We start from the raw sequence: 16,917 nt of genomic DNA, 5'->3' as shown, positions 1-16,917 counted from the left end.
TGCTGGCATGAACACGCTCACCCTGTCGGTATCCGCCCTGCTGCTCGATATGGATGGCACCCTGGTCTGCTCGACCGGCGATGTGGAGAAGGTGTGGCGGCTCTGGTGTCAGCATCATCAGCTTGCTTCAGAGCCGGTACTGGCGATGTGCCACGGTATGCGCTCACGTGAGGTGATCCGGGCGCTGGCCCCGCAACTGGATGTGGAGCGGGAGGCAGCGCGCCTCGACGATCTGGAGATGAAACATACCGGCGGCGATGCCATCGTTGGGGCTGGCGAGTTGCTGCGCCGCTTGCCGCCACAGCGCTGGGCCATCGTGACCTCCGCCAGTGAGCGGGTTGCCCGTCACCGCCTGCGTTGTGCCGGTTTGCCGCTGCCCAACCTGCTGGTGGGGGCCGAAGTTGTGGTCAATGGCAAACCCGATCCCGAGCCCTATCTGCTGGGGGCTGAACGGCTTGGTGTCTCGCCCGCTCGTTGTCTGGTGTTCGAGGATGCCCCGGCCGGTATCGAGAGCGCCCTGCGTGCAGGTTGCACTGTGGTGCAGGTAGGAGGCGATGCGCCGCTCAATCCGGCGGTGGTGGCGGTGATCCGCGACTGGTGCGAGGTGAAGGTGGAACTTGGAGAGACGTCCCTGCTGGTGACTCTGCCCGCCTGAGCGATGGAGATAAGGGGTTGTGGCTGCATATGCGCTATGAGCCATCCGCACTCTATGTTGCAATAAAAACGCCCCCGAGATGCGGGGGCGTTTTGCTTTCTCAACGGTTATTTGAAGACGCGGAAACGGGTGGCGTCGTCGATAAAGGCCTTGTCGCCGGCCGGTTGCTTGATACTGCCAAAGGGCATTTGGGCACGCAGCAGCCAGCTGGCGGGCAGGTTCCACTCCTTGCGTACCGCCTCGTCGATGAGGGGGTTGTAGTGCTGCAGGGAGGCTCCGACCTTCTCCTGCGCCAGCGTCGTCCAGACCGCAAACTGGGCGATGCCGGTGGCATGTTCCGACCAGATGGGGAAGTTGTCGGCATAGAGGGCGAATTTTTGCTGCAGATCCTTGATGACGTCGGTGTCCTCAAAGAACAGCACGGTACCGAAGCCTGCGCGGAAGCTGCCATCCACCTTGGCCTCACTCTGGGCGTAGGCCTCCGGTGGCACGATCTTTTTCAGCTCGGCTTTGACGATATCCCATAGCTTGTGGTGCTGGGCGCCAAACAGGATGACGGCGCGGGAGCTCTGGGAGTTGAAGGAGGAGGGGCTGTGTCTGATGGCATCCTGGATCAGGGCCGTCAGCTGCTCCGGCGTGTGGGGCACCTGGTCGCCCAGGGCATAGATGGTACGACGTGCTTTGATCTGTTCGATAAACGGACTGCTCATAACATCTCCTTTGCTTGATAGTCACCGGGCGCCAGCTTTGTGGCCAGCCATCCCCTGTTGTTCAAGCTATAGACTATACCACCCGATTATCTTCCGGGCGTTTACATGCAGTGGTGACACTTTCAACTGAGGGTTAACACCCCGCACATAGGCGATCCTGTTGCTCCCCAGTGAACGGGGTTGAGGCGCGCTGAACTGCCAGCCCAGCTGAGATTGCGCCACCCAACCCTGCGCAGGTGACAGGAGCTGTCCGATCGCCAGTAGTTGGGGTGGGGCTGCGACAGCCTCCCGCCCCTGCCTAGGGACACGCCATACCTGTGAAATAAAAAATTTCTTGTGGTTATTCAAGAGATTGAATTCGGGCTTGCCGGTCACGCCTATTGCCGGGTTTCAAGTGAAGATCTACTTGCCGCTAGTCACCCACTGGTTTGCTGCCTGCCGGTTTGTATAGTGCAGAGGAAATAAATCAGATTGGACAGGAGTACCCATGGAGATGAATTCGCGCGCGCTTCGCGCACTGGCCCTGTTGGGCGCCTTGCTCGCTGGCAGTACGACCGTGCACGCCTCCGAGACCCTCAATACCATTCTCGGTGGCGGCGCAGGCGGGGTAGCGGGCACCATGATCGGCAAGGAGCTGGGGGGCGATACCGGTGCGCTGGTTGGTGCGGCCATTGGCGGCGCAGCTGGTGGTGCGGCGACGGCCAACAAGGGCAACAAGAATGAAGCGGCCCTTGGCGGCGCGGTGGGGGCGCTGGGTGGTGCTGCTATCGGCAAGAGTGTCGGTGGTGATACTGGCCAGCTGATCGGCGCAGGGGTTGGCGGAGCAAGTGGCTCGGCCATCGGTGCCAAGACCGGCGATGGCCACCAGAGTCAGGATCGCTATTACGATGATGATGACCACCATCACAAGCACCACAAAAAGCACAAGAAGCACAAAAAACACAGATGGCATGACGACGATTGATCGCCATCTGTCGTGAGTGGTGGGGATGAAACAACGGGGCCAGTGGGCCCCGTTTTGCATGTTTGATCAGACCAGCCGGTGCTGGCGGCGACCGGCGGCAAAGGCGTTGATGTTGTCGATCAGCTGGTCGGCCAGCCGCTGCATCGACTCCTCGCTGGCCCACGCTACATGCGGGGTGAGGATGAAGTGGGGGTATTGCAGCGCCTTCATCAGGGGATGGTCGGGGGGCGGGGGTTCGACGCTCGCCACATCGAAACCGGCACCGCCGAGGCGGCCGTTGGCCAGCGCCCGCAGCAGCGCCTCTTCATCCACCAGACCGCCGCGGCCGACGTTGATCAGCAGGGCGCCCGGTTTCATCAATCCCAGCTCCCGCTCGCCAATCAGGTTGCGGGTATAGGGGGTGAGCGGGCAGTGCAGGCTGATCACATCCGAGCTTTGCAGCAGCTCGTCGAGCGGCAGGCGATCTTCGTCGTGGCTGCCACCGATCTGGCTCTGGGCGTAACGCACCGTCATCCCCATCCCCTTGGCCCGCTCGCCGAGCGCCTGACCCAGGGTTCCCTTACCGATGATGCCAAGCTGCTTGCCGTGCAGATCCATGATGTTGTGATCGAAGAAGCAGAACTGGCCGCTCTGTTGCCAGCGCCCCTCCAGCAGCGACTGGCGCCAGCAGAAGAGGTTGCGCGACAGGGCCAGCATCAGTGCCATGGCGTGTTCCGGCACCGAGGGGCCCGAGTAGTTGCGGATGTTGCATACCCCGACGTTGGCGGCGCGGCATGCCTCCAGATCCACGTTGTCGCTGCCGGTGGCGGCGAGCGCGATGAGTTTGAGCTCAGGTAGCTGGGCCAGTTCGGCGGCGCCGATGCGTACCTTGTTGATGATGGCGATGCTGGCATCTTTCAGCCGTTCTACCACCTGTTCCGGTGCCGTGCTGGGATAACTCTGCCAGTGGTGGGGAAAGTCGGGATGATGCAGGGTGATGCCCGCATCCAGGGTATCGCTGTCGAGAAACACAATCTGCTGCATGTACCTTCCTGCCATATTCGGGTTTGAACCGTCATGATGCCAAAAAGGGCGCCATCAGAGCCAGTATGCCGCGCCATGGCGGGTGGGCTTTCTCCGGCAGATGTGATGCTGCGCGCGCTTTGTGGCCCGAGGTCAGAGCCAGCCCAGATGGTTGAGCCACCCTTGAATGCGGGTGGGGGTTTCGCCCAGTTCCATCAGGGCGTAGGGACGATAGTTGAGCTTGTGGCTGCGCCGGCTCTCGGTCTGGCGTGCCTCGGCCGCCAGCAGCGGCCAGCGGCCGCCATCCTCCTGATAGAGGTCCAGAGTAGGGATGGTGCCCTGCGCTATCTCTTTTGCAAGGATCTGGTTGCTCTGCTGGTCGGGGAAGAAGCCATCGAGCAGCACCAGCGCATCGGGGGCGGGCAGCTGTTCGCTGGCGATGAGGTTGGCTGTCCAGGCGGCGCCGGTGCCTTGCGCCAGGATCAGCTTGAAGCCCCCCTCCTGCAGCTTGGCATCGGCCAGCTTGCTGATCCGCTCGGCCAGTTGTTTGCGAAAGGCGTCACTCTCCTTGGCTTTTTTCTCGGCAGCGGGGTCTAGCTCGGTTTGCTGGGGAGAGGGGAGCAGCAGCAGGGTATCAAAGCCCAGCTGGCTGAGGGCACGGGTCAGTTGCCAGAGCTGACCGCTGCGCTGCCAGTCGGGCAGCAGGATGGCGAGACCCACATAGTTGTCGCTGTCATGCTTGGCAAACAGCACCGTCTGCTTGTCGATCTGGGTAGCTTCGGGTTGCCCTTTCCAGTCGCTTGCTTGCCAGTGATCGAGGGGGAGTGGCTCTGCGATGGGCGGTGCAACGTCGCTCGCCTGCGCGATATGGCCAGCCAGCATGGTCATTAACAGCAGTGATAAGGATAATCTGGCCATAGTGTGCTCCCCCGGTTATCTGGGTTAGCGGCGGCGGTGGGATTTTCTGAAGGAGGTCGGTGTTATAGCTGCAAACAGGCAATAAAAAAGCGAGCCGGAGGCTCGCTTTTTTGCAATCAATTCAACGTGGTCAATTAGTTGACGCGACGCTTGAATTCACCGGTGCGGGTATCGATTTCGATCTTGTCACCGATCTCTACGAAGGCGGCAACAGCCAGCTCGTAGGTAGTGCCTTTCAGACGGGCAGGCTTGGTCACTTTACCGGAGGTGTCGCCACGGGCAGCCGGCTCGGTGTACTCAACTTCGCGCACGATGGTGGTCGGCAGTTCTACGGAGATGGCTTTCTCGTTGTAGAAAGTCACTTCACACAGATCTTCCATGCCGTCTACCAGGTAGTTCAGCACGTCACCCAGGTTGTCTTTCTCTACGTCGTACTGGTTGTACTCGGTGTCCATAAAGACATACAGGGGGTCGGAGAAGTAGGAGTAGGTGCACTCTTTACGCTCCAGCTGAACAACGTCCAGCTTGTCGTCGGCCTTGAAGACAGTCTCGGTGGCGCTGCCGTTCAGCAGGCCTTTCAGCTTCATTTTGACCACGGCGGAGTTACGGCCGGATTTGTTGAATTCAGCCTTCTGGACCACCATCGGCTCGGTGCCGATCATGACTACGTTACCAGCGCGGATTTCCTGAGCGGTTTTCATGTAAAAAATTCCTGTTCGTGAAACGGACGGATAAAAACTGCCAGATTATATACGGCTTTCCAGAAATTTCACCAACCTCGTGACGAGATCCCCATCCCGGAGCAGCTTCTGTGACCAGAGTCGCCCATGTTGCTGCCAAATCGCGCTGTATTGCGGCCATTGGGCCCAGAGTGAGCGGCAATCTTCACCACGGTTGAGAGCCAGATTGAAGCGGCGCAGCCATTGGGCGTAATCGGCAGGCAGATCAGCAAGATAGTGGTCGAGGAACTGCTCCAGCTTGACCAGATGGGCCTCCTCCTCCTGTTGGTAGATATGCCAGAGGAAAGGACGAGCTGCCCACTGGGCCCGCACGAAGGAGTCCTCCCCGCGTACCAGATTGAGATCGCAGCTCCACAGCAGTCGATCGTAACCGGCCTGATCGGTCATCGGTAGCAGCTTGATGGTGAGGTTGCCCGAGTGGAGCTGCTCCCCCGCTTTGGCCGCAGGGATGGCATCTGCCAGACCGGCGCCGGTGAGCACATTGTTGAGAGAGCGCCCCAGCGGCAACAGCAGGGTGACGGGCGTGGTGCTCTGGCACCAGCTCTCGACCAGGCTTTGCAGCGCATCGCTCTCGTAGGTAAAGAGGCTGACCCGCAGCTCGTTCTCTTGTTTGGGCGGCAAACCGAGGCTGGCCCAGTAGGCTGCCAGCCCCGCATCATCTTGCTGCCACTGCTCCCGTTCGGTGATGAGGTCGTGCTCGCACAAAAGGCCGCCGGTTTTAGCGGTAAAGCCCGGGAAGAAGAAGTATTTGTTGAGGCTCTGGTTGCCAACTCGCTGTGGCGAGGCAAGGCCGTGGCAATCCTCGACCCAGCTCTCGGCCGAGAGGTACTCCAGATTGATCCAGCAGGGGGGCTTGGGTTGGCTCGCCATCAGTTCGGCCATTCGTTCAACGAAGGGGGCGGGCAGTTCGCAGGCAAAGGCCTCGATCACCACCCTGGCCGGAGTCATGTCGGTCGGCAGGGTCTCATGCCAGTGCTGGATATAGATGCCATCGACCCACTGACCATCCTGCTCCGGGTCGAGCCCGGGACAGATGCGGGCGAAACTTGCCAGATCGTCCACCCAGAGCCGCACCTGAACCTCATTGCCATGTGCCGCAATATTCCCCTCCCGCTTTAACTGGCGGGCAAGTCGCCAGGTGACACCGATGTCGCCGAAGTTGTCGACGACGCAGCAGAAGATGTCCCAGTCAAACGGGGGCAGGGGAGTGGTCATGGCTCGGGGTTCCAAATGCAAAAAAACCGGTGCGCAGGGTAGCACACCGGTTGACTGGCTTCTAACCGTCAGCGCGTGACGGTCGCTGCGGCAGGTTACTCCTTGCCGTAGACGTTGTTCTCTTGCTCGCGTACCCGGATAAAGGTGGTGCGTTTGGTGAGCTCTTTCAGCTGGCTGGCGCCCACGTAGGTGCAGGTGGAGCGCACGCCACCCAGAATGTCGCGCACTGCGTTCTCGACCGGGCCGCGGTATGGCAGCAGCACGGTTTTACCCTCGGAGGCGCGGTATTCGGCGACGCCGCCGGCGTGCTTGTCCATGGCGCTGGAGGAGCTCATGCCGTAGAACTTCATGAAGGGTTCGCCGTCTACATCGACGATCTCGCCACCGCACTCTTCGTGGGCTGCCAGCATGCCGCCCAGCATCACGAAGTCGGCACCGCCGCCGAAGGCTTTGGCGACGTCGCCCGGGCAGGTGCAGCCGCCGTCACCAACGATCTGGCCGCCGAGGCCGTGGGCCGCGTCGGCACACTCGATGATGGCGGAGAGTTGCGGGTAGCCGACGCCGGTCTTGACGCGAGTGGTGCAGACCGAGCCCGGGCCGATGCCGACCTTGACGATGTCGGCGCCGGAGAGGATCAGCTCTTCGACCATCTCGCCGGTCACCACGTTGCCCGCCAGAATGACGTGGTTGGGGCAGGCTTCACGAATTTTGCGCACGAACTCGACGAAGTGCTCTGAGTAGCCGTTGGCCACATCGACACAGATGAAACGCAGCGCTTCGGACATGGCGAGGATTTGGCGGGTCTTGGCGAAGTCATCCGGCGAGGTGCCGGTCGATACCATCACATGGCCCAGCAAGGCCGGATCGGTTTCGTTGACGAAGGTTTGCCACTGCTCAAGGTTGTAGTGCTTGTGTACCGCGGTCATCATCTCGAAGCCGGCCAGGGTTCTGGCCATGGCGAAGCTGCCGACGGTATCCATGTTGGCGGCGATAACGGGAACGCCTTGCCATTGAGTCTGGGTGTGCTTGAAGGTGAACTGACGGGTCAGGCTGACTTGGGAACGGCTCTTGAGAGTAGAGCGCTTGGGGCGGAACAGGACATCCTTGAAACCGAGCTTCAAGTCTTCTTCGATACGCATTACAAATTCCTTATTGAGCCTTGTTGAAAGTCACTTTTGCAGTGGCAAATTTTCGGCAGGAGCAAAAAAACCGGTGGTTTTCAGGGCCTCCGGTTTACAACAGTGTAGGCAAAAATCCCTCCAGAACAAGACTGATAATTCACTCATTGTTGTGGTAGCCTTTGGCGTCACAACCTGAGGTTCACCACCAGTTTCATCCAGCACCGTTCGCTGCCTTGCTCTCCTTCGATATTCCCGCCCGCTTGGGCCGCCGTTCGGCCACTCCTTGTCGTCTATCTTCTGACCCGCCAGATATTATCCAAGTAGCTGAAATAAATCGGATTGACCCACAATGGGACTGTGGTAGATCTGGGCGCAGGATTGACAAGGCAGGGCAGTAAAATGGGCAAGATGATGGTGGGGATCACCCTGATGCTGACACTGTGTGGCAGCGCACTGGCGGCAACACCGACCAGCTATGGCTGGATCGAGAAGGGACTTATTTTGCCTACCGGCGTGGCGGTGAAGATGAAACTCGACACCGGGGCGCTCACCTCTTCCCTTGATGCACGCTCTATCACCAGATTCAAACGGGATGGCAAACCCTGGGTGCGCTTCATGCTGGTGGTGACCGATGCCGACAGCGGCAAACTGGTCAAACAACAGTTCGAGCGGCGGGTCGATCGCAGCGTGACTGTGCGCGGAGCGGGCGGCATGGAGCAGAGACCAACGGTGACCATGTCCATCTGTCTGGGGGACAAGGTGTATGAGGAGTGGTTCACCCTGCGGGATCGCAGCAAGATGATCTATCCGGTGCTGCTGGGCCGCCGCCTGCTGGCGGAGCTGGGCCCGGTGGACTCCAGTCGAACCTTTACCGTACAGCCCGCCTGCCGTTAGGGGCAATTTCGGCGTGAATCTAAAAAACGCCGTTTCACAGCTAAATCCCCGCCCCTCTGCCAGAGGTAGCATCTCCACCATACCCTGAAGCGTGCGAGCTCGTTCGCCAGCAAGGGCTTGAGCGTGGAGTGCATCATAGTGAAACCCTATCAACAAATCGTATCTGAATGGCTATTGCTCGCGGGCGAACAGCAGGGCGTAGCCTTGAGTCTGGGCAGCGATGGCCACTGTCGTGTGCCATTCGGTCTGGATGGCGAGTGCCTGGTCGAAGTGCCCGATAACGATGAGCTGCAGGCATGCTACCTCTATATCCCCTTGCTGCGTCTGCCTGACGATGCGGCCAGTCAGTTGCAGCTGACCCGCTCGGCCCTTGAGCTGAACATGTTTGGTTTGGCCACGGGGGGAAGCCAGATCAGTCTGGACAGTCGTAGCAATCATCTGGTGCTGACCTTTTCCTCTCTCATCGAGATGCTCGATAAAACCCTGTTTATGCAAACCCTGGGTGAATTTCTTGATCTCGGCGTCACCTTGCAGACGCAGTTGCAGGCGTTGAGCGCCCGGCAGGAGACACCAGCCATTCTCTCCCCGTTATCTGGCGTCATGATCCCGTGTTGATGGATCGTCATTGGTATTAATCAGGAGCAGAAGATGTCTATTCAAAGCATTGGACAACCCCAGCGCACTACCGCTGTGGCCTCTCATGAGCATGGCGAGGTGCAATCCTCATCTCGCCAGCACTCGGTTCATCACAATCTGGCCTCTCACTATACCAGCCTCGGCTTCGGCTCCCGGGTTCAGCCGGGCAAGGTCTTGAATACCTCGCTCAAGTGGTTGACCCTCAGTGCCCCGGCTCGCAAGATTGGCATCGCCATCCAGGGCGGCCATGATTCCCATGCCCAGAGTGCCAAGGGCAAGGCCCGTTACTGGACGGGCGCCATCATCAAAGGGCTGGCCAATATCACCGGTGGTGTCAGCAGCGTGGCCAGCGGTGCGGTGACGGCCGGGGTGGCCGGGGTGAAAAACCTTGGCGAGTCAGCGGCGCGTCTGGTGGCCTCCGCCTCTCTGGGGTTAGCGGGTAGCGTGATGAAGGGGGCCTCCCATCTGCCGCTCGGTATGTCAGAGCGGTTGCAACAAGGCTCACAGCAGGCCTTGAGTGCCGCCAAGGGGATCATCAAACCGGCCTTCGTGGCGAAGGCGCAGCAGGAACCGCTGACTGCCGAGGGAGCGAGAGCGGTGATGGATGCGGCCCAGCTGGCGCGGGTCAGCTGCTCCAGCAGCTATCGGGAGATGCCGGCAGGCTACAGTCACGCCACGATGGCAGATATTCCCCCTTCGATATTGGCCCGCCGTGAAGATGGTTCCGGTGGCACCGGGAGTGCCCTGACACTTCATGTCACTCCGGGCAAGAACGAGAATGACCCCTTTATCCTGACAGGTGATGCCTGGTCTGCGCTCAAGGTCGCCGTTTACAAGCGTGGCGATACCATGGTGCTCTCGTTCGTGGGCACTCAGCCCGCCAAACGTCCCGGCACCCTGAAGAGCGACGCCGGTGCGGCCCTTGGCATCAAGGACAGCGCGTTTCAAGATGCCGACCGGCTGGTCAAGGCCTTTGCCCAGCAGTATGGTGGCAAGGTCGAGGTGCTGGGCCACTCGCTGGGGGGCGGTCTGGCGCAGTATGCAGGCATCAAGCACGGGCTCAAGGTCACGGCTTTCAACAGCATGGGGCTGCATGTCGGGTTGCGGGATCGCCTCGCTCACAAGCTGGACGATGCCAATGTCACCCACGTCAACACCAGCGGAGATCCGCTGAGCCAGAAGGTGGAGCACGGAGTGTTCGGGCTCGATGCCTCTTCCCAGGTGGGCAAGCGATATGTGATTGAGCACTCTGGCGGGCATCGTATGGAAGAGGTGACGGCGGGGCTGGATGCGCTGCTTGCCTGATTAGCCGGTGAGGGTGCGGCGACAAGTCGTGTAGCGCCAGCGTGCATACTATCAATGAACAACGCCTCCTGCTGGAGGCGTTGTCATTTTCGGATCAGGGCTGGGAGTGGGTGTGGGTCGGTAGCCAGACGCTCACCTCCAGCCCCGCTTCCGGCCGGTTGTGGACATCGAGATCGGCGCCGTGCAACTGGGCGATGCGCGAGACGATGGCCATGCCGAGACCCACTCCATCCCCCTGCTGGGGATTGACCCGAAAGAAGCGTTCATACAGCCGGGGCAAGGCGCTGGCGGGAATGCCGGGGCCGTTGTCACTCACATCCACCCTCACCCGGTTGCCCTCTCGCTGAACCCGCACCCTGATCTCGCCCTCCGGCTGGGTGTAGCGCAGCGCATTGTCGATGAGATTACTGAACAGCAGTTCGAGCAGGGTGGCCTGCCCCATCACCAGCTGCGGCAATTCACACTCCAGCGACAGCTGCTGATCCTTCTTGAGGGCAATGGGAGCTAGGGTCGCCAGGGTGCCTTGCAGCAGGTGGCCCACCTCCAGTTCGGTCAATACCAGCCCCTGCTGGTTGTCGATACGGGCCTGGGTCAGCAGTTGGCGGATCAGCCGATCGCTGCGGTCGAGGGCCTGCAGCATCTTGTGCAAGGACTGTTGGCGGCTGGTGTCATCATCGGCAGCCAGGGCATTTTCACTGTGGATCCGCAGCACCGCCAGCGGGGTGCGCAGCTCGTGGGCCGCCTCGTTGGTGAACTGCTTCTCCCGCTCTATGGTCTCCGCCAGCGCCTGCATCAGCCGGTTGATCTCGTTGGTGAGGGGGGTCAGCTCCTGAGCGCTTATCTTGAGGCTGAGCGGGCTCAGGTTGGCGGGGTGACGTTCGCTGATGGCCTGGGCCAGCTGGCGCAGGGGGGCCAGCCCGCGGGTGATGAGCCACCAGAGCAGGGCCAGCAGGAAGGGCAGGGTGATCAGTAGCGGCAGCATTGTGAGGGTGGCCATCTTGCTGGCCAGTTCGCTGCGCTCGTCGTCCCGCTCGGCCACCACCAGCCAGGTCTGCTCCTGCTGGTTGTAGAGAGTGAAGGTGCGCCACTGGTGATTATCTTTTTCGACCGTGTCGAAACCGATAGCCAGGGTGACCAGCGGCTGATCAGGAGCGCTGGGGGCGCGCAGCAGCAAGCCGCCCTTTTCATCGAGCAGCTGGAAGTAGAGATTGCGTTCGAACTCGTGGCCGTAGGGGGTGAGCTCCCGATCCTCGCCGGTCAGGTTGAGGCCGGGATCTTTTTGCCACTCATCGGGGTTTTGCGCCTCCCACTCCTGATAGACGGTGCCGTTGGCGGGCAGTTGCCCCTGCTGGGCCATGTAGCGAACCAGCAGCTGATTGGTGATGCGGGCCGACTGGGCGAGGCGGGCATCAAACAGCTCCTCCATTTCGTGGCTCGCCTCCATGTAGCCGATAAAGGCGCTGATGGTGAGGCTCAGACTCACCAGCGTCAGGATACCGGTGAGCAGAAAGCGGCGAATGGAGCGGGGACGTTTCATCGTGCAGGTGTCCGGCTTGGCTGTTCGAGCTGGGGAATGATGTAGCCGACCCCGCGAATATTGCGGATGAGGTCGCTGTAGAACTTCTTGCGCAGATGGTGGATATGCACCTCTACCGCGTTGCTCTCGGCCCCTTCATCCCAGCCGTAGAGGCTCTGTTGCAGCTGATCCTTGCTCAACACCCGGCCGCTCTGGCTGATCAGCTCCTGCAGCAACTTGTATTCATGGGGGGTGAGTTTGACCGCCTCCCCCTGATAGGTGACCTGCTGGGATTCGGGATAGATGAGGATGTCGCCATACTCCAGTACCGCCTGAGCCTGCCCCTTGCTGCGGCGAACCAGGGCGCGCAGGCGGGCGTTGAGCTCCTGCAGGGCGAAGGGCTTGACCATGTAGTCGTCGGAGCCGGCATCGAGGCCGACCACCCGATCGTCCAGCGCATCGCGGGCGGTGAGGATCAGCACAGGCAGCTGGTGTCCTTCACGTCGCAACTTGCGCAGCAGGCTGAGGCCATCGATGTCGGGCAGATTGAGATCGAGGATCAGGGCGGCGAACTCGTCGCTCTTGAGGGCTGCCAGAGCGGGCAACCCCTGTTGCAGCCAGTCCACCGTATAGCCGCTATGGCGCAGTGCATCCTGCATACCATCCCCCAGCATCACATCATCTTCTACCAGCAGGATCCGCATTCTTTTCTCCCTGTTTGTTGGGTGTCGCGATCTGGCTCAGCGCCAGGGCGTGCCGTGGCATAAACAACCCTGCCCACCAGTATGCAAGCTGGTGGGCAGAGTTTAAATAGTTCTTTGATCCATCAGGGTTTTATAGCTTGGCCAGCCGATCGCGGATCTCCATTCTGCGCCCTTCGTCGGCCACTTCGCGACCCGGGCGGGCCGGGGCGGCCAGCGCCTTGTCGAGATAGGTTTTGGCCTCGGCCTTGCGACCCTGATCCAGTAGGAAGTCGCCATAGAAGAAGTTGGGGTCGATGCCATCCGGATTGATGGCCAGCGCCTGCTTGAGCAGCTGCTCTGCCTTTTCGTCATCGCCAAAGCCGACCGGCCAGCCGGGCACCTGATAGTAGAGGGAGCCCAGACTGGTGTAGGCAGAGCCGTCCAGTGCCTTGGGATCCTGCTTGAGCGCCAGCTCCAGCTTGGCCTTGGCCTCTTTCACCAGACTCAGTGCCCCCAGCCCCCCTTTGGCCCCCGCCCAGGTGCTCTTGACGATGGCAGACCAGATCAGCAGATCGGCGCGAAAGGGCTCCTTGGCGCTGGCCGCTTCGGCCTGGGTGCTCAGGGTTTCGAGGCAGCTCTCTTTCGCCTTGCCGGTCTGTTGATACTGGCAGACGGCCCACTGTTGCTGGATGGGGATGAGGGCATCACCCGCGGCCATGACCGAGGATGACCCCAGCAGGATGGCGATGGCACAAGAGGTCACGGATTGACGGAAAAAATTCATATTAATGCTCCTTCTTGGTCGGGATCGGGCGGGACAAGTCTGGTTGTGGCGCACTGTTTGCGCCGGCATCAGCCGTCCCTGGCTGAAGATGACGGGCATAACGTTTGATGATCGGCAGCTGTCTGGACAGCGCCTTGTCGACGATGCCGGGCAGCAGGGCATTGAGCCGCACGAACAGTTTTTCCGGCCAGCCGAGCCAGCTGCGGCGGGTTTCGTTGCACAGGGCGATGACCGCCTCTTCGGCCACCTCCTGCGGGCTGTCGGTCTGGGTGCCGAGCGCTGCATTCATCTCGTAGGCCGCTTCGGAATTGAGTTTGGTGCGGGTGGCGCGGGGGGCAAAGTGCAGCACCTTGATGCCGCTCCCCTCCAGCTCCCGTCCCAGCGCTTCGCTAAAGCCGCGCAGGGCAAATTTGCTGGCGCAGTAGACGCTGTAACCGGGGTAGCCGATGCTGCCCAGGCTCGAGCCCATGTTCATGATGATCCCCGGCTTGCGCATGGTTGGCAGCAGGGCACGGGTGAGCTGGATGGGCGCCTCGATATTGAGCAGCAGTTGGCGCTCCACCTGCTCGAAGCTCTGATCTTCCAGCCAGGCAAACTGGTTGCAGCCGGCGTTGTTGATCAGGATGTCGATCCCGTCCTCCAGCGCCGGGTGTTGCAACAGCTTGGTGCGCTCCTGCGCAGAGCCGAGGTCGACGAGCACCACCTGATGGCGCTCGGGATGAGGCAGTGACTTGCACAGCCGCTCCAGTGCCGGGCCGCGACGTCCGTGCAGCAGCAGGTGGGCCCCTTGGGCGGCCAGCTCCTGCGCCAGCTCTTCACCTATGCCACCGCTGGCGCCGGTGAGCAGCACGAGTTTCCCTTCAAGGTTCATTGTGTGGGTTCCCTTTTTGCTGTCTGCTGATCCGCTGCCGACTTACGGTGTGGCGGTGAGGTTGTAGAGCATCTCGCCATAGAGGCGGTAGACCACCTTGGCCCCGTGGATGATGGCGGCCTGATCCGCCGGACTCTCGACCCGATCCATCAAGGATTCAAAGAACTTGAGGTGCTCCTGATCCAGGGCGCCGTGGGAACTCAGGTAGCTCATCGCCTGGGGTGGCAGGCCGAGACCCTTTTTCAGCTGGTCGGCGACGGTGAGGGCGATGGCCACGCTGGTGCCTTCCAGCACCTGTACCATGCCGAAGAAGCCCATGGGGTTGCCGCGCTGGATCTGGTCGTAGAGAAAGGCAACCATCAGCTCGATGGGCAGCCCGGGCTGGCCGTGGCGCACTGCCTCGGCATCGCCGCCACAGGCGCGGATATCGTTGAGGATCCACTCCTGATGGCCATACTCCTCGTCGATGTATTCGGCAATGGCCCCGCGCACCCACTCGTACTCCTGACCCAGCTTGCCGCCGGTTGCCATCAAGAGCGGAACTGTGTGGCGCACGTGGTAGTAAGCCTGCGCCAGAAAGGCGAGATAGGTGTCACGGCTGATATCGCCACGGCGGCAGGCTTCGATAATGGGGGCGTTGAACAGATGCTCACGCTCACTGGCAGTGGCTTGTTGCAGAGTCTGGTAGAAGCTCATGACGATTCTCCTGTAAGGCATTGGCTGATTTGCCGGGAAAAGTGTTGGTAAATCTCGTTGCGACGGGGGCGCCCGTTGGCGGTCAGCAGGCCGGGATGCTGATCCAGCGCCACCGGCAACCAGTGGTGCAGGCGGGCATAATCGGGCAGCCGCTGGTTCAGACCGGCGATCTGGCGTGGCAGATCCGCCTCTTTGCCCGGTAGGGGCTGGATCAGCGCCACGTTGGCGGGCTGACCATCGCCAAATACCACGATGCGGGCGATGGCGGGGCAGAGCTGGGCTTCGGCTTCCACCCACTCTGGCGAGAAGTTGCGGCCAAAGGCGGTGATCTGGACATTCTTCTTGCGCCCGGTGATATGGAGGTAGCCCTCATCATCCAGATGACCCAGATCGCCTGTGGCGATCTGCATGGCAGAAGGTTCGCCAGTGGCAATCTGTTCGGGAGTCGGTTCGTTGCTGCCGAGATAGCCCAGCATGGTACTGCCGCTCACCATAATTTCGCCGTCGCTGGCGATGGTGACCTGACAGTGGGGCAGGGGGCGGCCGACGCTGCCGGGCTTGTCAGCATCCAGGCTGTTGAGCGCCACAACGGAGCCGCACTCCGAGAGGCCATATCCCTCATAGACCGGTAGGCCGAGCTGGCGGGCGTGTTTGATCAGGTCGGGGACCACCTTGCCGCCACCGACGGCAATAAAGCGCAGGCTCTTAAGCTGCTGGGCCAGCACTGGGGTGCTGGTGCAGAGCGCCAGCAGCAGGCGCAGCAGTTCGGGCACCAACACCAGACTATGGCTCGACCAGCGCAGCAGGGCTTCTCCCAGCATGGCAGGGGTGAGCGAGCTGGAGCCGGTGAAACCGAGCTCACCGAGGGACGGAATGCGGCTGCAGGCACCGGTCAGCAGCGGCACATAGAGGCCGGTGATGTTCTCAAGCAGGGTCGCCAGTGGCAGCAGGGTCAGGTGTTTTTCCACCTTGGCTGGCGCGACCCGCTCGGCCAGCGCATGGCTCACCGCCATCATGCTGGCCAGCGAGAGGCAGACCCCTTTGGGCTGGCCCGTGGTGCCGGAGGTGTAGGTGATCTTGGCGGTGCCCTTGGGCAGCGCCGGTCGATTGGCCGGGGTATGGCGCCAGAGCGGCACTGTTTGTGCAACATCAGGGCCGGTGATCAGCGAGAGCGGCTCGGCGGCATGCCACCCCTGATGATGTGGGCCCACCAGCGCATCGGCACCGCTGCTCTCCAGCAACCAGGCCTGCTGGGCTTGACTGAAGAAGTGTGGCACCGGGATCACCACGATACCGGCGCGGGTGCAGGCGAGATCCAGCAGCGCCCAGGGCAGGCCGTTGTCCAGTTGCAGCGCCAGACGGCTGATGTCGAGCTGTTGCAGCTGGCTGGCCAGACGCTGGATCTGTTGCCACAGGGTCTGGTAATCGAGGCGCTGCTGGCTGCTCAGCAACGCAGGAGATTGCGGATCCTTGTGGGCATGCTTGGCGATGGCGTCGAACAGGCTCATTGGGCGCACCTTTTTTGATGGGGCTGGTTATCACTGCTCTTGCCGGCATCCTCAAACAGGGTCGGCATGGGGGCCAGCAGATTGAGCAGCAGGCTGCTCTGGGCCAGCACCTCGCGCCCCTGATTGATGTCGCCCACCATCACCTTGGGTTGGCAGCGGTAGTACTCACCCCAGGCATCGGCGTCGGCCCCCACCTGATGGGCCTGTGCGGGGGCCAGCTCCACCGGATTGAGTTGCAGCCGGGCAAAGCTGTTGCGCAGCTTGGCCGTGCCGGTAAAGACCACGTAGTCGAGGGCGTTTTCACACAGCAGACGACACAGAGCCGCGAACATCAGGCGGGCATTGCCCGGTTCGCTGCAGGCCAGATTGCCCACTTCGATAATGCGGTTGCGTGCCGGATAGACCCCGAGGCGGGTATTGATGGCGGCCTCGATGGGCTGCTCCAGATACTGTTCCAGATAGAGAGGCCCCTCACTGGCATGATTGAGACCACAGGCACCGACCAGCGTCCCGTCCGCCCGATAGAGCCCCAGCAGACAGGGAAGAAAATGGGGGATGCGGGCGTTGAACTCGAGGGTGTAGGCGGCCTGGATATAGGTTTGCAGCGCCATGACCTGCTGCGGGGACTTGGCTAGCAGCAATCGGTAGGGGGCCTGGATCTCGATGGTCATGGGTGACTCCTTCTCTTGCGATGGTTTG

18 protein-coding genes are annotated in these 16,917 nt (G+C 61.3%); 5 read left to right on the top strand and 13 right to left on the bottom strand.

Annotation, left to right across the window (positions count from 1 at the left end):
- Positions 1–7 precede the first annotated feature (7 nt).
- Complete coding sequence (locus ACW5W8_RS00680; RefSeq protein ID WP_498625972.1) at positions 8–655, top strand: HAD-IA family hydrolase; 648 nt, start codon at positions 8–10, stop codon at positions 653–655.
- Positions 656–762: 107 nt separating this feature from the next.
- On the opposite strand, the gene ACW5W8_RS00675 is transcribed toward ACW5W8_RS00680, so the two are convergent.
- Positions 763–1,365 (bottom strand): nitroreductase family protein, encoded by a 603-nt coding sequence (locus ACW5W8_RS00675; protein ID WP_498625945.1) that lies wholly within the window; start codon positions 1,363–1,365, stop codon positions 763–765.
- 487 nt (positions 1,366–1,852) lie between these two features.
- On the opposite strand from ACW5W8_RS00675, the gene ACW5W8_RS00670 reads away from it, so the two are divergent.
- Positions 1,853–2,329 (top strand): YMGG-like glycine zipper-containing protein, encoded by a 477-nt coding sequence (locus ACW5W8_RS00670; RefSeq protein WP_071913044.1) that lies wholly within the window; start codon positions 1,853–1,855, stop codon positions 2,327–2,329.
- Between the two features lie 66 nt (positions 2,330–2,395).
- Here the strand turns inward: ACW5W8_RS00670 and ACW5W8_RS00665 are convergent, their stop codons facing one another.
- The 5 genes from ACW5W8_RS00665 to ACW5W8_RS00645 all read right to left on the bottom strand — a co-directional run bounded on the left by ACW5W8_RS00665 (position 2,396) and on the right by ACW5W8_RS00645 (position 7,343).
- On the bottom strand, positions 2,396–3,352 hold the full coding sequence (locus ACW5W8_RS00665; protein WP_042029806.1) for a D-2-hydroxyacid dehydrogenase: 957 nt from the start codon (positions 3,350–3,352) through the stop codon (positions 2,396–2,398).
- A 132-nt stretch (positions 3,353–3,484) separates the two neighbouring features.
- Positions 3,485–4,249, bottom strand: a complete 765-nt coding sequence (locus ACW5W8_RS00660; protein WP_236763800.1) for a DUF3530 family protein — start codon at positions 4,247–4,249, stop codon at positions 3,485–3,487.
- A gap of 134 nt (positions 4,250–4,383) precedes the next feature.
- On the bottom strand, positions 4,384–4,950 hold the full coding sequence (gene efp, locus ACW5W8_RS00655) for an elongation factor P (RefSeq protein WP_005335100.1): 567 nt from the start codon (positions 4,948–4,950) through the stop codon (positions 4,384–4,386).
- Between the two features lie 45 nt (positions 4,951–4,995).
- Positions 4,996–6,204, bottom strand: coding sequence for an elongation factor P maturation arginine rhamnosyltransferase EarP (earP, locus tag ACW5W8_RS00650; protein ID WP_498625944.1), 1,209 nt, complete (start codon positions 6,202–6,204; stop codon positions 4,996–4,998).
- A 95-nt stretch (positions 6,205–6,299) separates the two neighbouring features.
- Positions 6,300–7,343, bottom strand: a complete 1,044-nt coding sequence (locus ACW5W8_RS00645; protein WP_498625943.1) for a GMP reductase — start codon at positions 7,341–7,343, stop codon at positions 6,300–6,302.
- A 381-nt stretch (positions 7,344–7,724) separates the two neighbouring features.
- On the opposite strand from ACW5W8_RS00645, the gene rloA3 reads away from it, so the two are divergent.
- The 3 genes from rloA3 to ACW5W8_RS00630 all read left to right on the top strand — a co-directional run bounded on the left by rloA3 (position 7,725) and on the right by ACW5W8_RS00630 (position 10,160).
- Entirely contained in the window at positions 7,725–8,219 is a 495-nt protein-coding gene (gene rloA3 / locus ACW5W8_RS00640) for a retropepsin-like aspartic peptidase RloA3 (protein WP_498625942.1), read from the top strand.
- Positions 8,220–8,357: 138 nt separating this feature from the next.
- Entirely contained in the window at positions 8,358–8,834 is a 477-nt protein-coding gene (locus tag ACW5W8_RS00635) for a CesT family type III secretion system chaperone (RefSeq protein ID WP_498625940.1), read from the top strand.
- Positions 8,835–8,867: 33 nt separating this feature from the next.
- Positions 8,868–10,160 carry a Tle-like phospholipase domain-containing protein gene (locus tag ACW5W8_RS00630; RefSeq protein ID WP_498625939.1) on the top strand — a complete coding sequence of 431 codons (1,293 nt, stop codon included), beginning with the start codon at positions 8,868–8,870 and terminating at the stop codon, positions 10,158–10,160.
- 94 nt (positions 10,161–10,254) lie between these two features.
- Here the strand turns inward: ACW5W8_RS00630 and ACW5W8_RS00625 are convergent, their stop codons facing one another.
- From ACW5W8_RS00625 to ACW5W8_RS00595, 7 genes are all read right to left on the bottom strand, one after another.
- On the bottom strand, positions 10,255–11,697 hold the full coding sequence (locus ACW5W8_RS00625) for an ATP-binding protein (protein ID WP_498625938.1): 1,443 nt from the start codon (positions 11,695–11,697) through the stop codon (positions 10,255–10,257).
- Positions 11,694–12,380, bottom strand: coding sequence for a response regulator (locus ACW5W8_RS00620; protein ID WP_005335091.1), 687 nt, complete (start codon positions 12,378–12,380; stop codon positions 11,694–11,696). Before ACW5W8_RS00620 ends, ACW5W8_RS00625 begins: the two co-directional genes overlap by 4 nt.
- A gap of 130 nt (positions 12,381–12,510) precedes the next feature.
- Positions 12,511–13,143 carry a tetratricopeptide repeat protein gene (locus ACW5W8_RS00615; protein ID WP_498625937.1) on the bottom strand — a complete coding sequence of 211 codons (633 nt, stop codon included), beginning with the start codon at positions 13,141–13,143 and terminating at the stop codon, positions 12,511–12,513.
- A gap of 1 nt (position 13,144) precedes the next feature.
- Positions 13,145–14,014 carry an SDR family oxidoreductase gene (locus tag ACW5W8_RS00610; RefSeq protein WP_498625936.1) on the bottom strand — a complete coding sequence of 290 codons (870 nt, stop codon included), beginning with the start codon at positions 14,012–14,014 and terminating at the stop codon, positions 13,145–13,147.
- Positions 14,015–14,056: 42 nt separating this feature from the next.
- On the bottom strand, positions 14,057–14,710 hold the full coding sequence (locus tag ACW5W8_RS00605; RefSeq protein ID WP_005362310.1) for an iron-containing redox enzyme family protein: 654 nt from the start codon (positions 14,708–14,710) through the stop codon (positions 14,057–14,059).
- Positions 14,707–16,218, bottom strand: a complete 1,512-nt coding sequence (locus ACW5W8_RS00600; RefSeq protein WP_498625935.1) for an AMP-dependent synthetase/ligase — start codon at positions 16,216–16,218, stop codon at positions 14,707–14,709. Before ACW5W8_RS00600 ends, ACW5W8_RS00605 begins: the two co-directional genes overlap by 4 nt.
- The gene (locus ACW5W8_RS00595; RefSeq protein WP_421298835.1) at positions 16,215–16,889 is read right to left on the bottom strand and encodes a thermostable hemolysin; all 675 of its coding nucleotides are present in this window, start codon (positions 16,887–16,889) and stop codon (positions 16,215–16,217) included. Before ACW5W8_RS00595 ends, ACW5W8_RS00600 begins: the two co-directional genes overlap by 4 nt.
- Positions 16,890–16,917: the final 28 nt, after the last annotated feature.

Source organism: Aeromonas aquatilis, from assembly GCF_054052405.1.
This window is presented reverse-complemented; position numbering and strand designations above follow the sequence as displayed.

What these genes read in the sequence shown, in the direction of transcription:
- ACW5W8_RS00645 (WP_498625943.1), bottom strand. Translation starts at nt 7,343, where the DNA reads ATGCGTATCGAAGAAGACTTGAAGCTCGGTTTCAAGGATGTCCTGTTC.
- earP (WP_498625944.1), bottom strand. Translation starts at nt 6,204, where the DNA reads ATGACCACTCCCCTGCCCCCGTTTGACTGGGACATCTTCTGCTGCGTC.
- ACW5W8_RS00675 (WP_498625945.1), bottom strand. Translation starts at nt 1,365, where the DNA reads ATGAGCAGTCCGTTTATCGAACAGATCAAAGCACGTCGTACCATCTAT.
- ACW5W8_RS00630 (WP_498625939.1), top strand. Translation starts at nt 8,868, where the DNA reads ATGTCTATTCAAAGCATTGGACAACCCCAGCGCACTACCGCTGTGGCC.
- ACW5W8_RS00680 (WP_498625972.1), top strand. Translation starts at nt 8, where the DNA reads ATGAACACGCTCACCCTGTCGGTATCCGCCCTGCTGCTCGATATGGAT.
- ACW5W8_RS00620 (WP_005335091.1), bottom strand. Translation starts at nt 12,380, where the DNA reads ATGCGGATCCTGCTGGTAGAAGATGATGTGATGCTGGGGGATGGTATG.
- ACW5W8_RS00625 (WP_498625938.1), bottom strand. Translation starts at nt 11,697, where the DNA reads ATGAAACGTCCCCGCTCCATTCGCCGCTTTCTGCTCACCGGTATCCTG.
- ACW5W8_RS00670 (WP_071913044.1), top strand. Translation starts at nt 1,853, where the DNA reads ATGGAGATGAATTCGCGCGCGCTTCGCGCACTGGCCCTGTTGGGCGCC.
- ACW5W8_RS00615 (WP_498625937.1), bottom strand. Translation starts at nt 13,143, where the DNA reads ATGAATTTTTTCCGTCAATCCGTGACCTCTTGTGCCATCGCCATCCTG.
- ACW5W8_RS00610 (WP_498625936.1), bottom strand. Translation starts at nt 14,014, where the DNA reads ATGAACCTTGAAGGGAAACTCGTGCTGCTCACCGGCGCCAGCGGTGGC.
- rloA3 (WP_498625942.1), top strand. Translation starts at nt 7,725, where the DNA reads ATGGGCAAGATGATGGTGGGGATCACCCTGATGCTGACACTGTGTGGC.
- ACW5W8_RS00660 (WP_236763800.1), bottom strand. Translation starts at nt 4,249, where the DNA reads ATGGCCAGATTATCCTTATCACTGCTGTTAATGACCATGCTGGCTGGC.
- ACW5W8_RS00605 (WP_005362310.1), bottom strand. Translation starts at nt 14,710, where the DNA reads ATGAGCTTCTACCAGACTCTGCAACAAGCCACTGCCAGTGAGCGTGAG.
- efp (WP_005335100.1), bottom strand. Translation starts at nt 4,950, where the DNA reads ATGAAAACCGCTCAGGAAATCCGCGCTGGTAACGTAGTCATGATCGGC.
- ACW5W8_RS00665 (WP_042029806.1), bottom strand. Translation starts at nt 3,352, where the DNA reads ATGCAGCAGATTGTGTTTCTCGACAGCGATACCCTGGATGCGGGCATC.
- ACW5W8_RS00595 (WP_421298835.1), bottom strand. Translation starts at nt 16,889, where the DNA reads ATGACCATCGAGATCCAGGCCCCCTACCGATTGCTGCTAGCCAAGTCC.
- ACW5W8_RS00600 (WP_498625935.1), bottom strand. Translation starts at nt 16,218, where the DNA reads ATGAGCCTGTTCGACGCCATCGCCAAGCATGCCCACAAGGATCCGCAA.